The sequence below is a fragment of the Skermanella pratensis genome, assembly GCF_008843145.1.
Taxonomy (GTDB): Bacteria; Pseudomonadota; Alphaproteobacteria; order Azospirillales; family Azospirillaceae; genus Skermanella; species Skermanella pratensis.
On sequence record NZ_CP030265.1, the window covers coordinates 1,606,644 to 1,624,504 of the forward strand.

A 17,861-nucleotide genomic window follows, 5' to 3' on the forward strand; every position below is an offset into this window, starting at 1 on the left:
CTGCGCGGCCCGCGGTCCTCGACGCGCGCCTCGGCGTCCATCCGGACAAGACCCGGTTCGTGATGGAGGTCACCGACCACATCGACTTCCGGGTCTTCACGCTGCCCGATCCGTACCGGGTCGTGGTCGATCTGCCGGACCTCGACTGGGACGTCGCCGCCAACCGGGGCAATGCCGCCGCCGGGCTGGTGCGCGGCTACCGTTACGCCTCCTTCCAGCCGGGCACCCTCCGGCTGGTGCTGGAGGTCGCCGGCCCGGTCCGCGTCCGGGAGGCGTTCCTGATCCCCCCGCGCGACGGCAGGCAGCCGCGGTTCGTTCTCGACCTCGAGTCCGTGGGGGCCGGCACCTTCGCGGCGGAGCTGAGCCGGGTCCACGGAACGAGGGGGGGCGCCGACACCGCGGCGCCCCAGGTGCCGGCCTATACCGTCCCCCTGAGCACAGCCGCTGCGGCCACCCGGCCGGTTGCCCGCCTTCCGGACCCGCCGGCGGACACGGTCGCCGTCACCCTGTCCCCCGGCGCCGTGGCGGTCATTCCACCCCAGATGCCGCCGGGGCTCCGGGGGGAGGCGGGCGACGGTCCGGCGACGTTGGCCGCCCTGGGAACCGTGCCCCTGCCGCCCCGCCGGCCCGGTCCGCGGACCGATGCCAGGCGCGTCATCGCGCTGGATCCCGGTCACGGAGGCGTCGATCCCGGCGCCATCAGCGTCACCGGGGTCTACGAGAAGGACATCACCCTGGCCATGGCGCGCGCGGTGCGCGACCAGCTCGTCGCGACGGGCCGGTACAGGGTCGTCATGACCCGGGACAGCGATGTCTTCCTCCGCCTGCGCGACCGCGTGGCACTGGCGCGGGAGGCCGGTGCCGACCTGTTCATTTCCCTGCATGCCGATTCGATCGGCAGCAGCGACATGCGTGGCATGTCGATCTATTCCCTGTCGGACAAGGCGTCCGACCGCGAGGCCGACATGCTGGCGGCCCGCGAGAACAGGGCCGACGCGCTCGGCGGCGTCAACCTGACGGCGGAGAACGACGAGGTCGTCAGCATCCTGATCGACCTCGCCCAGCGCGACACCATGAACCAGTCCCGCCGCCTCGCCAACCTTCTGGTCGAGGAGGTCGGGCGCCATACCAGGCTGGTGCCGCGTCCCCACCGCTCCGCCGGTTTCGCGGTGCTGACCGCTCCGGACGTGCCCTCGGTGCTGATGGAATTGGGCTACCTGTCAAGCCCGCATGACGCGAAACTGCTGGAGCAGTCGGAACATCGGGTCAGGATCGCCCGTTCGATTCGGCGGAGCATCGATGGGTATTTCGCCGCAAGGGCTGGCGTAAGTCGGTCTTGACCTCAACATAGCCGCATTCGATCTGCTAGTGTGTGTACCCGCAGGTTGGATCCTGACAGGCTGGTTCGGTCGAACCGCGGTCGGACGACCCGCGAGGCCTTCTTTCGTTCGTGGAATATTGATGCGTATTATAACCGGGATCCTGTCCGCCGTTCTCATCCTCGTCGTGGTGGCTGCCGGTGGCGCGGTGTTCGCGATCCACCATTACAGCCAGGGATTGCCGGAATACAGCCAGCTGGCCGATTACCAGCCACCGACCGTGACCCGCGTCCATGCCGGGGACGGGCGCCTGCTGGCCGAGTTCGCGACCGAGCGGCGAGTCTTCATCCCCATCGAGGCGATGCCGAAGCGCGTGATCCGCGGCTTCATCTCCGCCGAGGACCAGAATTTCTACAGCCACCGGGGCGTGGATTTCGGCGCGATCCTGCGCGCGATCGTCACCAACGTGGAGAATGTCGCGAGCGGCCGCCGCATGATCGGCGCCTCCGGCATCACCCAGCAGGTCGCCAAGAACTTCCTGCTGACCAACGAGGTGTCGTTCGAGCGCAAGATCAAGGAAGCGATTCTGGCGTTCCGCATGGAGCAGGCGTTTACCAAGGATCGCATCCTCGAGCTGTACCTGAACGAGATTTTCCTGGGCAACCGCTCCTACGGCGTGGCCGCCGCCGCACTGAACTATTTCAACAAGCCCCTGGACGAGCTGACGATCGCCGAGGCGGCCTATCTCGCGGCGCTGCCCAAGGCGCCGAACAACTATCATCCGGTCCGCCAGCGCGACGCCGCCGTGGCGCGCCGCAACTGGGTGATCGGCCGGATGCAGGAGGACGGCGCGATCACCCCGGAGGAGGCGGCCCAGGCCAAGGCCGAGCCGCTGGAGGTGCGCCGGCGCGACGAGACCGAGTACGTCATCGCCGACTATTTCGCGGAGGAGGTCCGGCGCCAGCTGCTGGCCCGGTTCGGGGAGCAGCAGCTCTACGAGGGCGGCTATTCCGTGCGGACCACGGTCGACCCCAAGCTCCAGGACATCGCGACGCGCAGCCTGCGCGACGGACTGATCGCGTACGACAGGCGGCACGGCTGGCGCGGTGCGATCGGCAAGCTGGAAAGCTTTCAGAACTGGGCGAAGCAGCTTGCCGAGATGCCGGTCCCGGCCGGCGGCGAGATATGGCAAATGGCCGCCGTGCTGGAGGTCGAGGCCGACGAGGCGCAGATCGGCCTGGCGGACGGCGGACGGGGCAGAATTCCGCTGTCCGAACTGAAATGGGCGCGCCGCTGGGTCGAAGGGGAACGGACCGGACCCGAGGTCAGGCAGGCCGGCGATGCGCTGGCCCAGGGCGACATCGTCCTGGTCGAGCCGGTGGCCAAGGATGCGAAGGGCAAGGACCTGCCCGCCGGTACGTACGGGCTCCGGCAGATCCCTGCGGTACAGGGCGGGCTGGTCGCGATGGATCCCCATACCGGCCGCGTGCTCGCGATGAGCGGCGGCTTCAGCTCCCGGATCAGCGTGTTCAACCGTGCGACCCAGGCGCTGCGCCAGCCCGGCTCGTCGTTCAAGCCGTTCGTCTACATGGCGGCGCTGGACAACGGCTTCACGCCGTCGAGCCTGGTGATGGACGCGCCCTTCGCGATCCAGCCGGGCCCGGGTCAGGCGCTTTGGCGTCCGCAGAACTATTCCGAAGACTTCCTTGGGCCGACCACGCTGCGGGTCGGCATGGAGAAGTCCCGGAACGTCATGACCGTACGTCTTGCCAACAGCGTCGGGATGGACAAGGTCGCGAACTACGCCGAGCGGTTCGGCGTGGTCGACAAGCTTCCGCCCGTCCTGTCGATGTCGCTGGGTGCCGGCGAGACGACCGTGCTGAAGATGACCACCGCCTATTCTATGATCGTGAACGGCGGCAAGAAGGTGATCCCGGCCTTCATCGACCGTATCCAGGACCACACCGGGAAGGTGGTGTTCAAGCACGACATGCGGCCATGCCCGAACTGCAGCGGCATCCAGTGGTCGCCCGACCTGGCGGTGCCCGACGTGCCCGATGCGCGGGAGGACGTGATCGACCCCCGGACGGCCTACCAGATGGTCTCGATCCTCGAAGGCGTCGTCCAGCGCGGCACCGCCAAGATGATCTCGTCGATCGGCAAGCCGCTGGCCGGCAAGACCGGCACCACCAACGACGCGCTGGACGCCTGGTTCGTCGGCTTCTCGCCCGACCTCGCCGTCGGCCTCTATATCGGTTTCGACCAGCCCCATCCGCTCGGCGGGAAGGAGACCGGCGGCTCCGTATCGGCCCCGGTGTTCAAGGACTTCATGGCCGACGCGCTCAACGGGGAACCGGCGACGCCGTTCCGCATGCCGCCGGGCATCCGGCTGGTCCGCGTCGACGCCGCGACCGGCCAGCTCGCCGAACCCGGGCAGCGCAACGCGATCTGGGAAGCCTTCAAGCCGGGAACCGAGCCGCGTCCGGGCGACTACATCGTGCTGGACGGCAGCGAGATCGCATCCGGCTCGGGTCCCGGTGGCGGCGCTTTCCTGCCGCCGGGCAGCGTTCCGCCTCCGGGCCGGACCCCGGGACAGGAGCAGGCGCCGTCCTCGACGGGCACGGGCGGGCTCTATTGACCCTTGGCGCGGAAGCTTCAAGGGTCTAAGTAAGCGTCGCTGAACAGCGATCATGAACAATAGCGACGAGGAGGCCCGCCATGCGAGCCGAGATCGAAGCGGCTGCCGAGGCGATCAGGGAATCGCTGGCGCTGCTGAGGAGGCATCTTTGACTGGGAAAATGCAGTCAGGCGCCTGGAAGAGCTGAACGCCATCTCCGAGGATCCAAACCTCTGGAACGATGCCGACCGCGCCCAGAAGGTGATGCGCGAGCGCACCCAGCTCGACACCGCGGTCAGCGGCTATCGAGCATTGGAGCGCGAGCTGAACGACAGCATCGAGCTGATCGAGATGGGCGAGGCGGAAGAGGACCAGACCGTCGTCGCCGACGCGGAGAACACCCTGCTTGCGCTGAAGGACAAAGCCGCCAAGCTGGAGTTGGAGAGTCTTCTGTCCGGCGAGGCCGATGCCAACGACTGCTTCCTGGAAGTCAACGCGGGCGCCGGCGGAACGGAGGCCCAGGACTGGGCCGAGATGCTGCTCCGCATGTATCTGCGCTGGGCCGAGCAGCACGGCTACAAGACCGAATGGCTGGAAGAGAGCGGCGGCGAAGAGGCGGGCATCAAGTCGGCGACGGTGCAGATCAAGGGCCATAACGCCTATGGCTGGCTCAAGACCGAGGCCGGCGTCCACCGCCTGGTCCGGATCAGCCCCTATGACAGCCAGGCGCGCCGGCATACCAGCTTCGCCAGCGTCGCGGTCAGTCCCGTGATCGATGACAAGATCGACATCGAGGTTCTGGACAAGGACCTGCGCATCGACACCTACCGGGCGTCGGGTGCCGGCGGCCAGCACATCAACAAGACCGATTCGGCGGTCCGGATCACGCATATCCCGACCAACATCGTCGTCCAGTGCCAGCAGGAGCGGTCCCAGCACAAGAACCGCGCCAAGGCCTTCGACATGCTTCGGGCGCGCCTCTACGAGGCGGAACTGAAGAAACGGGAGGACGCGGCCGCTGCCCTGGAGGCCACCAAGTCGGACATCGGCTGGGGGCACCAAATCCGCTCTTACGTGCTGCAGCCCTACCAGATGGTCAAGGACCTGCGGACCGGGGTGGAAACCAGCCAGAGCGGCGCCGTTCTGGACGGGGACATCGACGAGTTCCTCGCCGCGGCCCTGGCCCAGCGCATCAAGGGGCAGGGCGACAGCGAGGCGGCGGACTGAGAAGAGGCTGACCGAGAGAGGTGAGTGGATGAAGGGTGCGGGATGGTGCGTCGGCGCGGCGATGCTGACGCTTTTGGCAGGAGCCCCGGCCTGGGCGGCCTGCCAGCCCGCCCCGACCGCGATGGTCGAGGGCATTCAACGCGAGCTTGCCGTCAACGGGTTCGATCCGGGGGGCATCGACGGTCGGTTCGGGCCGCGCACCGCGGAAGCGATCCGGCAGTATCAGCGGGCGGCCCGAATGCCGGTGACCGGCTGCGCCAGCCAGGAACTGCTGGACCATGTCAGCTTCCACCTGCCGAAGGTCTATTCCCGGAACCGGCCCGACACCCCGACGCCGGAAGTCGAGGTCCAGGAAGGCCTGACGATGCGGGGCTTCTATGTCGGGGCCGTGGACGGCAGGATCGGCGAACGGACCCGCGCCGCCATCCGCCGGTACCAGCAGGAAGCGAACCTGCCGGTCGACGGGCAGGTGACGCCGGAACTGGCGCAGCGCCTGCGCGAGGACACGGCCACCCGGGCGCGTTGACCAGGAAGACGGGCTCTGCGGCCCGGCGCCGTCCCAAAGGGGCGCCGGGCCGTATCGCCATCAGCAGGCGGTTTCGCGCGGGGTCTTCTCGACTTCCAGCCCGAACAGCGGGCGCAACCGGGTTCCGATCACGTTTCCGGCCAGGGCCGCGACCAGCCAGACCCAGCCGTGCAGGCTGCCCGATGCGATGCCGCTGAAATAGGCGCCGATGTTGCACCCGTAGGCGAGGCGCGCGCCATATCCCAGCATCAGTCCGCCGACGACCGCGGCGGTCAGGGACCGGAGCGGTACTCGCCAGACCGGGGCGAACCGCCCGGCGAGACCGGCGGCCAGCAGCGCTCCCAGGATGATGCCGAAATTCATCACCGAGGTGATGTCCTGGAAAATGCTGTTCTCCAGTGACGCGGCGCGCTCCGGCGCGGAGAAATAGGGCCAGAAGGCCACATCGAAGCCGAGAGCGTCGAGCGGCTTCGCTCCCCACAGGACGAAGGCGGAGGTGATCCCCCAGGGCCGGCCGGCCAGGGCGAGCGTCGCGAAGTTGAGCACCGCCAGTGCCACGGCGCCCCAGACCAGCGGCCACGATCCCTGGACGAAGCGCTGCCAGCCGCGATGGGGAGTCCGGTTGCCCGGGCGCAAGGCGCCATGGCGCTTCCGTTCGAGGATCACCGTGGCCCCGGCGATCGCCGCGAAGACGGCGAGGTTCAAGGCGAGCGCGGGCAGGGCACCCAGGCTGCTGACCAGCGACACCGGCCCGATCGACGGAAGTGCCGACCACCAGTGGAGGTGGGCGGCGCCGACGACCGATCCGACGATGAAGAAGAACAGGGTGACCAGCATGCGCGTATTGCCGCCGCCGGCCGTGTAGAGCGTTCCCGAGGCGCATCCGCCGCCAAGCTGCATTCCGATACCGAACAGGAAGGCACCGAACAGCACCGAGACGCCGACCGGCGCGACCAGGCCGGTGACCGGCTGCCCGAAAAGCTCGCCGGCCGCCAGGGCCGGGAAGAACAAGGCGCAGGCAAGTGCCAGCATGACCATTTGTGCCCGGATGCCGGCGCCGCGGCGGTCCGAGATGAAGACCCGGAACGAGGAGGTGAAGCCGAACAGGGCGTGGTAGAGGGTGAGCCCCAGGGCTCCGCCGACGAGGTACAGGGCCGCCTGCCGGGACGATACGGCGTCGGTCAGCCAGACCGCGCCTCCGAGGAGCAGCAGGGCGGCGACGGCCACCACGCGCGGATCCATGGTCCGTTGCCGCGCCGGTATGCCGCTCGGCCTGCCGAGAGAAATGTCCGCCATCGCAATTCACGCTTTCCGAATGATTTCCACCCATGTGGGTTGGATGATAGCGATGTGAATAGGAATTTAAATGCATATCTGTTGTGTGGAAATGACGTGCGTGCATCCCGGATTGACCGGAGGGGCCGAGGGGCGTAATGCTCGACCGCAGCGGCTGAGCGAAAGGGATTGGCGATGAGTACCGGTATCACGAGGCGCGACGTCCTGCGGTTTTCCGGAGCCTTGTCCACCTTTGCGGCGGGTCTGGCGTTCGCCGGTCCGGCCGGCGCGTTCCAGCTGCTGCCTGCCGAGGACTATGCCGGCGTGATCGAGGACAGCTGCGGTGCCGCCAACCGACTCCACCGGGCCATGGTGACCGAGGTCGAGCGGCAGCTCGGCGTCAGCCTCGACGACGCGCAAGCCCGCCGGATGATCGAGGCGGTCCAGTGTCCCAACTGCGGGTGCTCGATCCTGAAGGGTTTCGCGGAAGCCGTTCCGGGCGACGCGCCGTTCTGAACGGATTCATCCTGTCGTAATCGTATCTTTAGTGGCAATCCTTCTCCATACAGGTTAATCCTGGATGGGAAACCGCCGCGTGGAGATACGATGAGCAGTGAAATCCGCACTTTCAAGATCCGTGACGCCGCCATCGACGAGGACGAACTGGCCCTGGCGGAATTCCTGCGCACCGTGGAAGTCAGCAGGATCGAAACCGCCTTCGCCGACGGCGCGTGGCACATCCTGGTGATGTACGAGGAGCTGCGCAAGCGCGAGGAGACGGCGCAGATCCAGAGCGCCATAGTCGCCGCGCTCAACGGCTGGCGTGCCCAGACCGCCACCTCGCTCGACCTCGACCGCGAAGCGATCATGTCCTCGTCGGCGGTCCAGGAGATCGCCCGCTACGCACCGACGACCGAGATAGAGCTGAGCGTCGTCGGCAGCGCGCTCGGCATCGACACCTCCGTCCATGGCGCCGCGATCGTCCATGTGGTCCGCCAGACCCTGGAGGATCTGACCAGCTAGGCCGGCGGTCCGGGCCGGCTCTCCCGATTGGCCCCTGGCGCCGGACGCGCGGCGCGCTATCCTGGGTCCCCGGTTCGAAGACCGCCCGGTGGGGCGGCGAGGAGGGACTATCATGCGCCTGTCGATTTCGATGTTGTGCGTCAGCGCGATGCTGGCCGCGGTTCCCGTCGCGGCCGAACCCGCGGTTCCCCCGCAACGGGAACCGAGCGGGACGGACCTCGCCATGGAGGGGCTGAACAAGCTCATGCTCGGGCTTCAGCAACTGGTGGAGGAATTGCCGCGCTACGACCTTCCGGAGATCACCGAGAACGGGGACATCATCATCCGCCGGATCGATCCGGAAAGGGTTCCCGAGGCGCCGCCCCGCATTCCCGGTGACCCCGCTGACCCCGACGGCAGCGTCGATCTCTAGGCTTTCCGTGGGCGTCCCGGCAGCAGGCTCGGCAGCACCAGGACGATGAACAGGCCGGTGACAACAAGGGCCAGCGCCAGCAGGTCGGCTCCGGCAAGGGGCTCGCCCAGGATCAGGGCGCTGGAGAAGACGCCCACCACCGGGATGGAAAGGGTTCCGATCGCCGCGATGTTGGCCGGGAACAGTGCTACGATGCGGAACCAGGCCCAGTGGCAATAGATCATCGGGATCAACGCCGCGTAGATCACCCCGAGGGCCCCCGGCGTCGTCAGGTCCAGCACCGACGAGGGGCGGCCGATCAGGAAGGCGGCGGCGATCACCGGCAGGCCGCCGATCGCGAGCTGCCACGCGGCGAGCTGGACCGTTTCCATGCGCCAGGGAATCGCCTTGAGCATCACCGTGCCCGCCGCCCAGGAGACCGCAGCGGCCAGCATCATGGCGGCCCCCCAGGGCGTTCCGCCTATCCGCCCGAATTCCGGGATCAGCAGGATCGCCAGCGCCGCCAGCCCGAGCGCGAGACCGACGACCCGCAGCACCGTCATCCGCTCCCGCAGGAAGATGACGCTCAGGATCGAGGCCCAAAGCGGCATGGTGAAAGCGATGATCGAGGCGCGGCCGGCCGCCATCAGCGTCAGCCCGAAGGCGGAGAAGACCTGCCAGCAGGTGACATTGATGAAGGCCGTCAGGATCAGCGGACCGAGATCGCCGCGCGGGATTCGCAGGCTGAGCCCCCGGACCCGGGCGAACAGCATCAGTCCGCCGGCCCCGGCGACGAAGCAGATCGCCCGGAAGGTCCAGGGGTCCATGTCCAGGACGGCGAGCTTCATCGCCGGCCAGTTCGTTCCCCAGAACAGGGCGAGCGACGCCAGCAGGAAAAAACCCTGGCGGGGCAGCTGTTCGGATGCCGGGGCGGTCGTAGACAAGGCTGGCTGGGCCAAGGCGGTTCCTCAGGGTCCGGGACGGGTTGGTTGGCTCTCCAACATTAACCCGTCACCGGGAGGGATGGCACCGGCTAATCAGCCGGCCCGGTCGGGAGAGTCCACCTTCAGCACGATGCCGTCGGTGCCGACCACCTTGACGGTGCTGCCGGCCGGCTGGTCCTTGCCGGTGACGGTCCACAGGGTGTCGCCGACGAAGGCGTGGCCCCTGCCGTTCACGATCGGCCTTTCAAGCACGACGAGCCGGCCTACCAGGGAGGCGCCGCGCCGGTTCAGCGTCGGGTCGGCGCTGGTCACGGGATGGCGGCGCTGGTACTGCCGGAACCCGACCGCCGACCCGATCGACAGGATCGCGAAGGCCAGGAACTGGACCTGCCACGGCAGGTCCGGCAGGGCCATGAGGGTCAGCCCGACCACCGCGGCCGCGACCGCGAGCCAGATGAAGAAGGTGCCGGGCACGAATGCCTCGACCGCCGCCAGGACGAGGGCGGTCACCAGCCAGTACCAGGATTCGATTTCCATGCCGCCTCCGGCCGCTCAGGTGGACCAGGGCCCCGGGGAGAGGCTGGCGGCGGAGGTGCCGCGGGTCCAGGCGGCGACGATCCGGGCGGCGGCGCAGCCGGCGGATCGGCCCTGAAGCCTCCCTTCGCCAGTTCGGCGATGCCACCGATCGTGCCGATCAGGCTGGAGGCTTCCAGCGGCATGAACAGGATCTTCTGGTTCGGCGCGGCGGCGATCCGGGTCAGCGCCTCGACATAGCTCTGGGCGACGAAATAGTTCAGCGCCTGGACATTGCCGCCGCCGATCGCGTCGGAGACCACCCGCGTGGCCGTCGCCTCGGCCTCGGCCTCGCGTTCGCGCGCCTCGGCATCGCGGAAGGCGGCCTCGCGCCGGCCCTCCGCCTGGAGGATGGCCGCCTGCTTCTCGCCCTCGGCCCGCAGGATCGCGGCGGCGCGCTGCCCCTCGGCCTCCAGGATCGAGGCGCGGCGGTCGCGCTCCGCCTTCATCTGGCGGGCCATGCTGTCGACCAGGTCGCGCGGCGGCTGGATGTCGCGGATCTCGATCCGGGTGATCTTCAGGCCCCAGGGAGTGGTCGCCTCGTCGACCACGTGGAGAAGCTGGGTGTTGATCTTGTCCCGCTGCGACAGCAGCTCGTCCAGGTCCATCGAGCCCATGACGGTGCGGATGTTGGTCATGGTCAGGTTGAGCACGGCGGTCGGAAGATTGTTGACCTCGTACGACGCCTTGGCGGCGTCCAGCACCTGGAAGAACACCACGCCGTCGACCTTCACCATGGCGTTGTCGCGGGTGATGACCTCCTGCGACGGCACGTCCATCACGGTTTCCATCATGCTCTGCTTCGCGCCGATCCGGTCGATCACGGGCACGATCAGGTTCAGACCGGGCGACAGGGTCCTGGTATAGCGGCCGAACCGCTCCACGGTGAATTCCTGCCCCTGGGGCACTGTCTTGACGCCCAGCACCACTGTGACGACCGCGAACGCGACGACCGCGATCACGAACAGCGAAAAGCCGTTCAGAACCAGTTCCACTGCCGCTCTCCCCCTTGTCCCGATGATCCGCAAAATGCCACAGACCGAGCCCGGGGTGTGACCCTATCGGCACCGGCCGGTGCGGCTATGCGCCCGGCTTGCCGCCGAGCAACGCTCCCAGCGGGTGGAGAGGCTTGTGGGCGTCGCACAGGATCTTGAAGACGGCCAGAATGGGCACCGCCATCAACGCGCCGGGGATGCCCCACAGCCATCCCCAGAACAGGATCGTCAGGAAAACCGCGATCGGATTCAGCGTCAACCGGCGGCCGACGATCATGGGCGTCACGAAATTGCCCTCGATCGTGGTCAGGAACAGGAACGACAAGGGCGGGGCCGCCATCTGGAACAGGTCGTCGAAGGTCAGGGCGGAGACGACGCCGATGATCACCAGGCTGACGGCGGAGCCGAGATACGGGATGAAGTTGAGCAGTGCCGCCATGACGCCCCACAGGCCCGGATTGGGCATCCCCAGCACCGTCATGATGCCGGCGGTCAGCAGGCCCAGCGCGGTATTGATCAGCGTGACGGTCGCCAGATAGGCCGCGATGTTCTTCTGGACCGTCCCCGCGATGGTCGCATAATGGATGCGGGCCTCCAGGTTGGTCATGGAGCCCATGACCTGCTCCAGCATGCTGCGCCCCCCGGCCAGGAAGAAGAACAGCAGCACCAGCACGATGAAGGCCTGGGCCAGAACCACCTGTGTCTGGGTCAGCAACTGCTCGGCCAGGGTCGGCCCCCGGACGATCACGGCCTGCGCCTCGTCGTCGGCCGCGGCGGCCATCTGCTCGATCTGGTGGGAGGCCCGGCGGGCGCTCTCGATCGAGTCGCGGAGGTCGCCCAGCTTGAACTCCATCTCGGTCATGACGACCGGCGCCCGCTTGATCCAGGAGGTCGCGGGCTCCGTCAGGCTGAAGGCGGCGCCGATCAGCCCGGCGAGCAGCAGGGCCACCAGGATGATGGCGCTCACCACCTCCGGGACGCGCACGCGGCGCAGCGCCTTGACCAGCGGGCGCAGCAGCAGGCTGAGCAGCAGCGCCAGGAAGATCGGCAGCAGAAGGTCGCGCGCCAGGTACAGCGTGTACAGCACGGCGAGGCTGAACAGGCCGATCAGCGCCACCCGATCGGCACCGCTCCGGCCTCCCGTGCCCTGGGAATGGTTCGGCATCGGTCCGGTGGCCCGGGGGCGGCCTTTCAGATGGGGGGCGGCGATATTGCTGGTCATGCAGCGACAACGCTTGACCCTGCCAGTTGGTTCGCCCTACCCGCCCGCAGGGGGCGGGGGAGGCTCTCCGGGCCCCTTCTTCGGCAGCCGGCGGTCCGTTACATGGCTGTACAAGCGGAAGACCAGCGGCACCAGCGACACGATCAGGACGATGCGGACGATGTGATGGGTCGAGACGAAGGCGGCATCGACGCCGAGCGCCAGAGCCACCAGGCTCATCTCGGCCAGCCCGCCCGGCGCGAAGGCCAGCACGAGCGCCGGCAGCGGTATCCCCGTCAGCCAGTGCAGCGCCACGGAGAACACCATCGTGACGGCCAGCAGCATCAGTGTCAGGCCGGAGGCGATCGCCAGCGTGTGGGCGATCCGGCTGAGCCTGACGCCGGAGAAGCGGCTGCCCAGCGCGGCGCCGACGACGATCTGCGCCGCGCCGACCATCACGCCCGGCGGTTTGCCGGCGGTCAGTCCGGCCAGATGGATCGCGGCACTCAGCAGCATCGGGCCGACCAGCATGTAGGCCGGCAGCCGGAGCCATTTCCCCAGGAGGGCCCCCACGGCGCAGGACGCCAGCAGGGCGAGGTCGACCGGCGGAACCTCCGTCAGGCCGGGCCCGAGCGGTCCCCGGGTGGCAGGGCTGTAGCCCTCGAAGAACTGGAACCACACCGGGACGACCATGACGACCAGCATGACCCGCGCGCTGTGGGCGACCGAGATGGTGCGGTCGTCCCCGCCCATCGCCCCGCCGACGATCACCATCTCGTTCAGCCCGCCCGGGGTCGCGGTGAAGAAGGAGGTGACCGGGTCGTAGCGGGCGACCCGCCGCAGGAACAGGATGCCCAATGCCCCGCCGGTCAGGATGTAGAGCGCAAGGCCGGTCAGGCTGAGCGCCCAGTCGCCCAGCCGGCCCAAGATGTCGGGGCTGAAGGCGCTGCCCAGCATGATGCCCAGGATCATGATCATGGCGGAGCGCAGGCCGCCGGGCACATGGACCGGCAGGCCGCTCATGGCCGCCGCCGTGCAGAACACCATGGAGCCGATCATCCAGGCCAGCGGCAGCTGGAAATAGGCGAACAGGGCTCCGCCGGCGGTCCCCAGCGCGAGGGTCAGGGCGAGCAGGCCGGGCTTGAGGTCGCGGACCGCGTTCCGCCACCGGTCGGCAGGAGGATGCGTCATCGGCCGGTCAGGAGACGATTCGGCCGAGCCGGACCGCCGTCTGTCCCCGGCGCAGCCGGCGGGACGGCATGATCAGGACGCAGTTGTCGTGGGGCGTGCGGATTTCCCGGTCGTCGTCGTGCGCGATCAGGGTTCCCGCGCGTTCGATGATCTCCATTCCGACATAGTCGGCCTCGTACAGGAAGTCGCTCCCGGCCATCGTGACCGCTTCGGTGATCTCGATCACCTTCTGGGGCGGCGGCGGTGCCGGCGGCAGATGGGGGGCGGCGAACTCCGGCGTGACGGTCCCGGTCGCGAGCAGGAAGCGGAGCGTCACCTCGACCGCCACCCCGGCCGACGATGCCGCCCAGTGCTGCCCGCATTCCGCCAGCAACGCGGTCTTCCGGCCGGCGGGATCGACGAACGGGGCGTAGTCCAGCAGGCGCCGCCCGGAGGCATGTCCCGAATCCCTCACCACCCACTCCGGCGCGCCGACCGCCTTCGCCAAGTCCCGCCCGCGGTCGGTGGCGCCGCACAGCACCAGGGGAGCGGTCGCGTTCTGCATGGAATGCAGGTCCAGCAGCAGGTCGACCGTGTCGTAGAGCGGTCGCAGGACGCGGGCACGCTCCAGTTCGGCGGAGTGGCGCGGTCCCTCAAGCACCTCATGCGACCAGATCCGGTTGAAATCCTCGTCGACGAAGCGCGAGTTGCCCGGCCGCTTCGGATCGAAGCACTGGTAGGCCGCCGTATTGGCGAAGCACAGGGTCAGGGTGCCCCGGGCCGGCCGTACGCCCTGGCGGAACAGGAAGTCCAGCGCGACCGGGCCGCAGAGTTCGTTGCCATGGGTCAGCGCGTTCACCAGCACGTGCGGACCGCTCCTGCCGCTGTCCAGCGTCGTCACGAAGTCGATGCCGGTATTGCCGGCACGATAAGGTGTGATGTCCGGCGGCGTCAGTTCGATCCGATAGGCGGTCTGGGTCAACGTACTGGTTCCCTCGGGGCCATGGGCTGCGGAGTGCGGCGTAACGCGGCTGCCCCATTTCGGCCGACCGGTCCACTATAGGAGGCACCGGGACCTTGGACAAACCTGTACAGGGACAAGCCCGTGCGAAGCAGGCATGCGACGGAAACGCTCCAGCCTCCCGTATGGACCGAAACCTTGAAGGTTTCCGTCGACGGTACGCACGGCACGGGGTATATCCTCGGTGTAACAATTTCGAAACTCCAATCCGGAGCGGCTGCGTGCCGGGCGGAGGTCTGATGAGCTTTGTGATCGAAGATGTGCTGGTGCGGGATGATCCGGTCGGGCAAGCGGTCCCGCTTGTTCTCGACTCGCCCCATAGTGGATCCGTCTATCCCCGGGATTTCAATTTCGTCTGTCCGTTATTGGCTCTCCGTCAGGCGGAGGACACCTATGTGGACGAGCTGGTCTCAGCCGCGCCGGAAGCCGGGGCCACCCTGATCGCCGCACTTTTCCCGCGCAGCTACATCGACGTGAACCGGGCCATCGACGACATCGAGCCGGAACTGCTCGACGGGCCGTGGCCCGAGCCGCTTAGCCCGAGCGACAAGAGCAAAGCCGGCATGGGACTGATCCGGCGCCTGTGCAAGCCCGGCATTCCCATGTATGACGGCCGCCTTCCGGTCCCCCACGTGGCGGAAAGGATCGACCGCTACTACCGCGCCTACCACGAGCAGGTCGCCGGTGCGATCGACCGGGCCTATGCCCGCTTCGGCACGGTCTATCACCTGAACTGCCACTCGATGCCGACCTTCGGCCGCGATCCGGCCACGCGGGCCGACTTCGTCCTGGGGGACCGGGACGGCACCACCTGCGAACCGGATTTCACCCGATATGTCGCCGCGTTCCTGACCAGCCTGGGTTACAGGGTCAGGATAAACGATCCCTACAAGGGAGTCGAACTGGTGCGGCGCTATTCCGACCCGAAGCGCGGCCTGCACAGCCTGCAGTTCGAAATCCACCGCGGCCTCTACATGAACGAGGAGACGCTGGAGAAGAACGAGGGCTTCGGCCGCCTGCAATCCCATCTGACCATGCTGATCCGGCATCTCGCCGCCTATGCCGGCGACGCGGTCAAGCTGGATGCCGCCGAGTAGGGCGTTTTTCTCGACCAATGCCCCGTTGCGCGGCAGCGGGCGGGCGGGCTAGACGGGGATCGTTCCGAGACGGCTCCGGATCCCAGACCATGACTTCGCACCCATGACCCTGCCTCGCCGGCCCCGCCTTGCGGCCGTGCTGTCCTTGCTGACGGCGCTTGCGCCGTCGGCAGCCACGGCGCAGTTCTCGTCGGAGAACGAGGCGCCCCTTCCCACCGTCGAACTCGCCCGCGAGGGACCCTTCGAGGTGGTCTGCGTCGACAGCCGCAACCAGGAGATCACCAGCTTCGGGCCGCTGTTCCGGGTCCTGAGGGACAACGGGCGCGAGGTGCGCTGGCAGTATGAGATGGAGGACGGATTGACCTTCATCGGCCGCTTCGACGACCTCCTGACCTGCCGGTACGAGGACAGGCGGCGCCGGAAGCGCTGATCCGTCCGGCCGGCCAAAATGTCAGGGAGCGAACTGCTCCTTCAGGATGCGCTCTTCCAGATTGTGCTCCGGGTCGAACAGCAGGGTCAGCGAGACGTCACGGTCCTCGTGGACCTCGACGCGGATCACCTCGCGCACCTCGGTGAAGTCGCCGACCGCGCTGACCGGGCGCTTGGAGCATTCCAGCACGTCGAACACGATGCGCGCCGACTGGGGCAGCAGCGCCCCGCGCCAGCGGCGCGGGCGGAAAGCGCTGATCGGCGTCAGGGCCAGGATGCTCGATCCCAAGGGCAGGATCGGGCCGTGGGCGGACAGGTTGTACGCGGTGCTTCCGGCCGGCGTGGCGACGAGGCAGCCGTCGCAGATCAGCTCCGGCAGGCGGACGACGCCGTCCACGGTGATCCGGAGCTTCGCCGCCTGCCGGGTCTCGCGCAGCAAGGCCACCTCGTTGATGGCGAGGCCCTCGGTCCGCTCGCCGTTTTCCCGGATCGCGATCATGCGCAAGGGATGGAGCGTAACCTTCTGCGCGCGGGCAACCCGGTCCACAAGGTTCTCCTCGCTGAACTCGTTCAGCAGGAACCCGACCGAACCGCGATTCATGCCATAGACCGGAATCGGCCGCTTCAGCGTCTGGTGCAGCGTCTCCAGCAGGAAGCCGTCGCCGCCGAGCGCCACGACCGTGTCCGTATGGTCGAGCGGCGTGTTCCCGTAGCGATGCGCCAGCCGCACCTGTGCGTTTCGCGCCTCGTTCGTGTCGGCGGCGACGAACGCGATCGTCGGATGTCCCTCGGGCATGTCTCTGGGGTGCTCTTCCGTCGTCTTGGGATGGACAGGCCAGAGGCCCGGTGCCGAAGTCAACCGCCCGTCACGCTCATGTGTCGCGGCACGGGCGCCGCCTTGCTGCGGCGGTCGATGACGAAGTCATGTCCCTTCGGCTTTCGCGAGATCGCCTCGCGGATGCGCTCCAACAGCAGCGCGTCGTCGTCGCTCATGCGGACGGGGGCGCGCAGGTCGGCGGCATCCTCCTGGCCCAGGCACATGTACAGGGTGCCGGTGCAGGTCAGGCGGACCCGGTTGCAGCTTTCGCAGAAGTTGTGGGTCAGCGGAGTGATGAAGCCGATGCGGCGCCCGGTCTCGCGCACCTCGACGTAGCGGGCGGGGCCGCCGGTGGTGTAATCGATCTCGTTCAGGGTCCAGCGCTCGGCGATCCTGGAGCGGACCATCGAGAGCGGCAGGTACTGGTCCAGCCGGGCCTCGCCGCCGATGTCGCCCATCGGCATCACCTCGATGAAGGTCAGGTCGAAGCCTTCGTCGCCGCACCAGGCGACCAGCCGGTGGAACTCGTCGTCGTTGACGCCCTTCAGGGCGACGCAGTTGATCTTGACGGCAAGCCCCGCCTCGCGGGCGGCCTTGAGGCCGGCCAGCACCTTGTCGAGCTTGCCCCAGCGGGTGATCGCCTCGAACTTGTGGGGATCGAGGGTGTCGATGCTGACATTGATCCGGCGGACGCCGGCCTCGTACAGCTCGGTCGCGTAGCGCTCCAGCTGGCTGCCGTTGGTCGTCAGCGTCAGCTCCTTCAGGGCGCCGGTGCCGAGATGCCGGCCGAGCGACCGGATCAGGTTCATGATGCCCTTGCGCACCAGCGGCTCGCCGCCGGTCAGGCGGAGCTTGGAGACGCCCAGTCCCACGAAGGCGCTGCAGATCCTGTCCAGCTCCTCCAAGGTAAGGACCTCCGCCTTCGGCAGGAAGGTCATGTCCTCCGCCATGCAGTAGACGCACCGGAAATCGCAGCGATCCGTGACCGAGACGCGAAGATAGCTGACGGAACGGCCGAACGGGTCGATGATCGGGGACGGCAGGGGGGAGTCGTTGGCCGCTGACGGAAATACTGTGCTGCTCATGGTATCCTTTTTCCTCTCCCCTACTCCGCGGCTCGTCTTGCGTGGACGGCAGCCGTCATTGGAAGATCATACTAGCAGGTTAGATCATGGATGCCTGCAGTTTCACCCTTGGCGGTCCCGCGGTGCTGGCGCATGACCTATGCATGTGGCA

At 67.9% G+C, this 17,861-nt stretch carries 18 protein-coding genes; 9 read left to right on the forward strand and 9 right to left on the reverse strand.

Annotated elements, in window-relative coordinates; genetic code table 11:
• The first annotated feature begins 62 nt into the window (after positions 1 to 62).
• The 4 genes from DPR14_RS07315 to DPR14_RS28090 all read left to right on the forward strand — a co-directional run bounded on the left by DPR14_RS07315 (position 63) and on the right by DPR14_RS28090 (position 5,689).
• A complete protein-coding gene (locus DPR14_RS07315; RefSeq protein WP_246149317.1) occupies positions 63 to 1,340 on the forward strand; it encodes an N-acetylmuramoyl-L-alanine amidase in 1,278 nt (425 codons plus the stop codon).
• A 121-nt stretch (positions 1,341 to 1,461) separates the two neighbouring features.
• Complete coding sequence (locus DPR14_RS07320) at positions 1,462 to 3,957, forward strand: penicillin-binding protein 1A (protein ID WP_158044562.1); 2,496 nt, start codon at positions 1,462 to 1,464, stop codon at positions 3,955 to 3,957.
• A gap of 80 nt (positions 3,958 to 4,037) precedes the next feature.
• Positions 4,038 to 5,163, forward strand: a protein-coding gene (gene prfB / locus DPR14_RS07325; RefSeq protein ID WP_158044563.1) for a peptide chain release factor 2 whose coding sequence is annotated in 2 segments (ribosomal slippage) — positions 4,038 to 4,106 and positions 4,108 to 5,163 — 1,125 coding nt in all. Because the reading frame shifts where the segments join, the coding sequence is not laid out codon by codon here.
• 28 nt (positions 5,164 to 5,191) lie between these two features.
• Complete coding sequence (locus tag DPR14_RS28090) at positions 5,192 to 5,689, forward strand: peptidoglycan-binding domain-containing protein (protein ID WP_246148965.1); 498 nt, start codon at positions 5,192 to 5,194, stop codon at positions 5,687 to 5,689.
• 60 nt (positions 5,690 to 5,749) lie between these two features.
• On the opposite strand, the gene DPR14_RS07335 is transcribed toward DPR14_RS28090, so the two are convergent.
• A complete protein-coding gene (locus DPR14_RS07335) occupies positions 5,750 to 6,985 on the reverse strand; it encodes a YeeE/YedE family protein (RefSeq protein ID WP_158044564.1) in 1,236 nt (411 codons plus the stop codon).
• Positions 6,986 to 7,159: 174 nt separating this feature from the next.
• On the opposite strand from DPR14_RS07335, the gene DPR14_RS07340 reads away from it, so the two are divergent.
• From DPR14_RS07340 to DPR14_RS07350, 3 genes are all read left to right on the forward strand, one after another.
• Complete coding sequence (locus tag DPR14_RS07340; RefSeq protein ID WP_158044565.1) at positions 7,160 to 7,480, forward strand: hypothetical protein; 321 nt, start codon at positions 7,160 to 7,162, stop codon at positions 7,478 to 7,480.
• Between the two features lie 90 nt (positions 7,481 to 7,570).
• The gene (locus DPR14_RS07345) at positions 7,571 to 7,987 is read left to right on the forward strand and encodes an HRDC domain-containing protein (protein WP_158044566.1); all 417 of its coding nucleotides are present in this window, start codon (positions 7,571 to 7,573) and stop codon (positions 7,985 to 7,987) included.
• A 112-nt stretch (positions 7,988 to 8,099) separates the two neighbouring features.
• On the forward strand, positions 8,100 to 8,399 hold the full coding sequence (locus DPR14_RS07350) for a hypothetical protein (RefSeq protein WP_158044567.1): 300 nt from the start codon (positions 8,100 to 8,102) through the stop codon (positions 8,397 to 8,399).
• Here DPR14_RS07350 and DPR14_RS07355 read toward each other — a convergent pair.
• From DPR14_RS07355 to DPR14_RS07380, 6 genes are all read right to left on the reverse strand, one after another.
• On the reverse strand, positions 8,396 to 9,337 hold the full coding sequence (locus tag DPR14_RS07355; RefSeq protein ID WP_158044568.1) for a DMT family transporter: 942 nt from the start codon (positions 9,335 to 9,337) through the stop codon (positions 8,396 to 8,398). The genes DPR14_RS07350 and DPR14_RS07355 overlap by 4 nt on opposite strands.
• A 78-nt stretch (positions 9,338 to 9,415) precedes the next feature.
• Positions 9,416 to 9,859, reverse strand: a complete 444-nt coding sequence (locus DPR14_RS07360) for an NfeD family protein (RefSeq protein ID WP_158044569.1) — start codon at positions 9,857 to 9,859, stop codon at positions 9,416 to 9,418.
• Complete coding sequence (locus DPR14_RS07365) at positions 9,829 to 10,890, reverse strand: SPFH domain-containing protein (protein WP_211103942.1); 1,062 nt, start codon at positions 10,888 to 10,890, stop codon at positions 9,829 to 9,831. The genes DPR14_RS07360 and DPR14_RS07365 overlap by 31 nt, the downstream gene beginning before the upstream one ends.
• Before the next feature lie 85 nt (positions 10,891 to 10,975).
• Complete coding sequence (locus tag DPR14_RS07370; protein ID WP_246148970.1) at positions 10,976 to 12,112, reverse strand: AI-2E family transporter; 1,137 nt, start codon at positions 12,110 to 12,112, stop codon at positions 10,976 to 10,978.
• A 36-nt stretch (positions 12,113 to 12,148) separates the two neighbouring features.
• Positions 12,149 to 13,282: an AbrB family transcriptional regulator gene (locus DPR14_RS07375; RefSeq protein WP_158044570.1), complete on the reverse strand. Its 1,134-nt coding sequence runs from the start codon at positions 13,280 to 13,282 to the stop codon at positions 12,149 to 12,151.
• Between the two features lie 7 nt (positions 13,283 to 13,289).
• Entirely contained in the window at positions 13,290 to 14,243 is a 954-nt protein-coding gene (locus tag DPR14_RS07380; protein WP_158044571.1) for a M14 family metallopeptidase, read from the reverse strand.
• A gap of 278 nt (positions 14,244 to 14,521) precedes the next feature.
• Here DPR14_RS07380 and DPR14_RS07385 point away from each other — a divergent pair, with 278 nt between their 5' ends.
• A complete protein-coding gene (locus DPR14_RS07385) occupies positions 14,522 to 15,379 on the forward strand; it encodes an N-formylglutamate amidohydrolase (RefSeq protein ID WP_158044572.1) in 858 nt (285 codons plus the stop codon).
• Between the two features lie 103 nt (positions 15,380 to 15,482).
• The gene (locus DPR14_RS07390; protein ID WP_158044573.1) at positions 15,483 to 15,809 is read left to right on the forward strand and encodes a hypothetical protein; all 327 of its coding nucleotides are present in this window, start codon (positions 15,483 to 15,485) and stop codon (positions 15,807 to 15,809) included.
• A 21-nt stretch (positions 15,810 to 15,830) separates the two neighbouring features.
• Here the strand turns inward: DPR14_RS07390 and DPR14_RS07395 are convergent, their stop codons facing one another.
• Together DPR14_RS07395 and moaA are read right to left on the reverse strand one after the other, a co-directional pair.
• The gene (locus DPR14_RS07395) at positions 15,831 to 16,604 is read right to left on the reverse strand and encodes an NAD kinase (RefSeq protein ID WP_158044574.1); all 774 of its coding nucleotides are present in this window, start codon (positions 16,602 to 16,604) and stop codon (positions 15,831 to 15,833) included.
• A gap of 59 nt (positions 16,605 to 16,663) precedes the next feature.
• A complete protein-coding gene (gene moaA, locus DPR14_RS07400; protein WP_158044575.1) occupies positions 16,664 to 17,710 on the reverse strand; it encodes a GTP 3',8-cyclase MoaA in 1,047 nt (348 codons plus the stop codon).
• Positions 17,711 to 17,861: the final 151 nt, after the last annotated feature.

Coding starts and splice junctions, on each gene's coding strand:
- DPR14_RS07315 (WP_246149317.1), top strand. CDS start 63: ATGGAGGTCACCGACCACATCGACTTCCGGGTCTTCACGCTGCCCGAT.
- DPR14_RS07320 (WP_158044562.1), top strand. CDS start 1,462: ATGCGTATTATAACCGGGATCCTGTCCGCCGTTCTCATCCTCGTCGTG.
- DPR14_RS28090 (WP_246148965.1), top strand. CDS start 5,192: ATGAAGGGTGCGGGATGGTGCGTCGGCGCGGCGATGCTGACGCTTTTG.
- DPR14_RS07335 (WP_158044564.1), bottom strand. CDS start 6,985: ATGGCGGACATTTCTCTCGGCAGGCCGAGCGGCATACCGGCGCGGCAA.
- DPR14_RS07340 (WP_158044565.1), top strand. CDS start 7,160: ATGAGTACCGGTATCACGAGGCGCGACGTCCTGCGGTTTTCCGGAGCC.
- DPR14_RS07345 (WP_158044566.1), top strand. CDS start 7,571: ATGAGCAGTGAAATCCGCACTTTCAAGATCCGTGACGCCGCCATCGAC.
- DPR14_RS07350 (WP_158044567.1), top strand. CDS start 8,100: ATGCGCCTGTCGATTTCGATGTTGTGCGTCAGCGCGATGCTGGCCGCG.
- DPR14_RS07360 (WP_158044569.1), bottom strand. CDS start 9,859: ATGGAAATCGAATCCTGGTACTGGCTGGTGACCGCCCTCGTCCTGGCG.
- DPR14_RS07370 (WP_246148970.1), bottom strand. CDS start 12,112: ATGACCAGCAATATCGCCGCCCCCCATCTGAAAGGCCGCCCCCGGGCC.
- DPR14_RS07375 (WP_158044570.1), bottom strand. CDS start 13,282: ATGACGCATCCTCCTGCCGACCGGTGGCGGAACGCGGTCCGCGACCTC.
- DPR14_RS07385 (WP_158044572.1), top strand. CDS start 14,522: ATGAGCTTTGTGATCGAAGATGTGCTGGTGCGGGATGATCCGGTCGGG.
- DPR14_RS07390 (WP_158044573.1), top strand. CDS start 15,483: ATGACCCTGCCTCGCCGGCCCCGCCTTGCGGCCGTGCTGTCCTTGCTG.
- DPR14_RS07395 (WP_158044574.1), bottom strand. CDS start 16,604: ATGCCCGAGGGACATCCGACGATCGCGTTCGTCGCCGCCGACACGAAC.
- moaA (WP_158044575.1), bottom strand. CDS start 17,710: ATGAGCAGCACAGTATTTCCGTCAGCGGCCAACGACTCCCCCCTGCCG.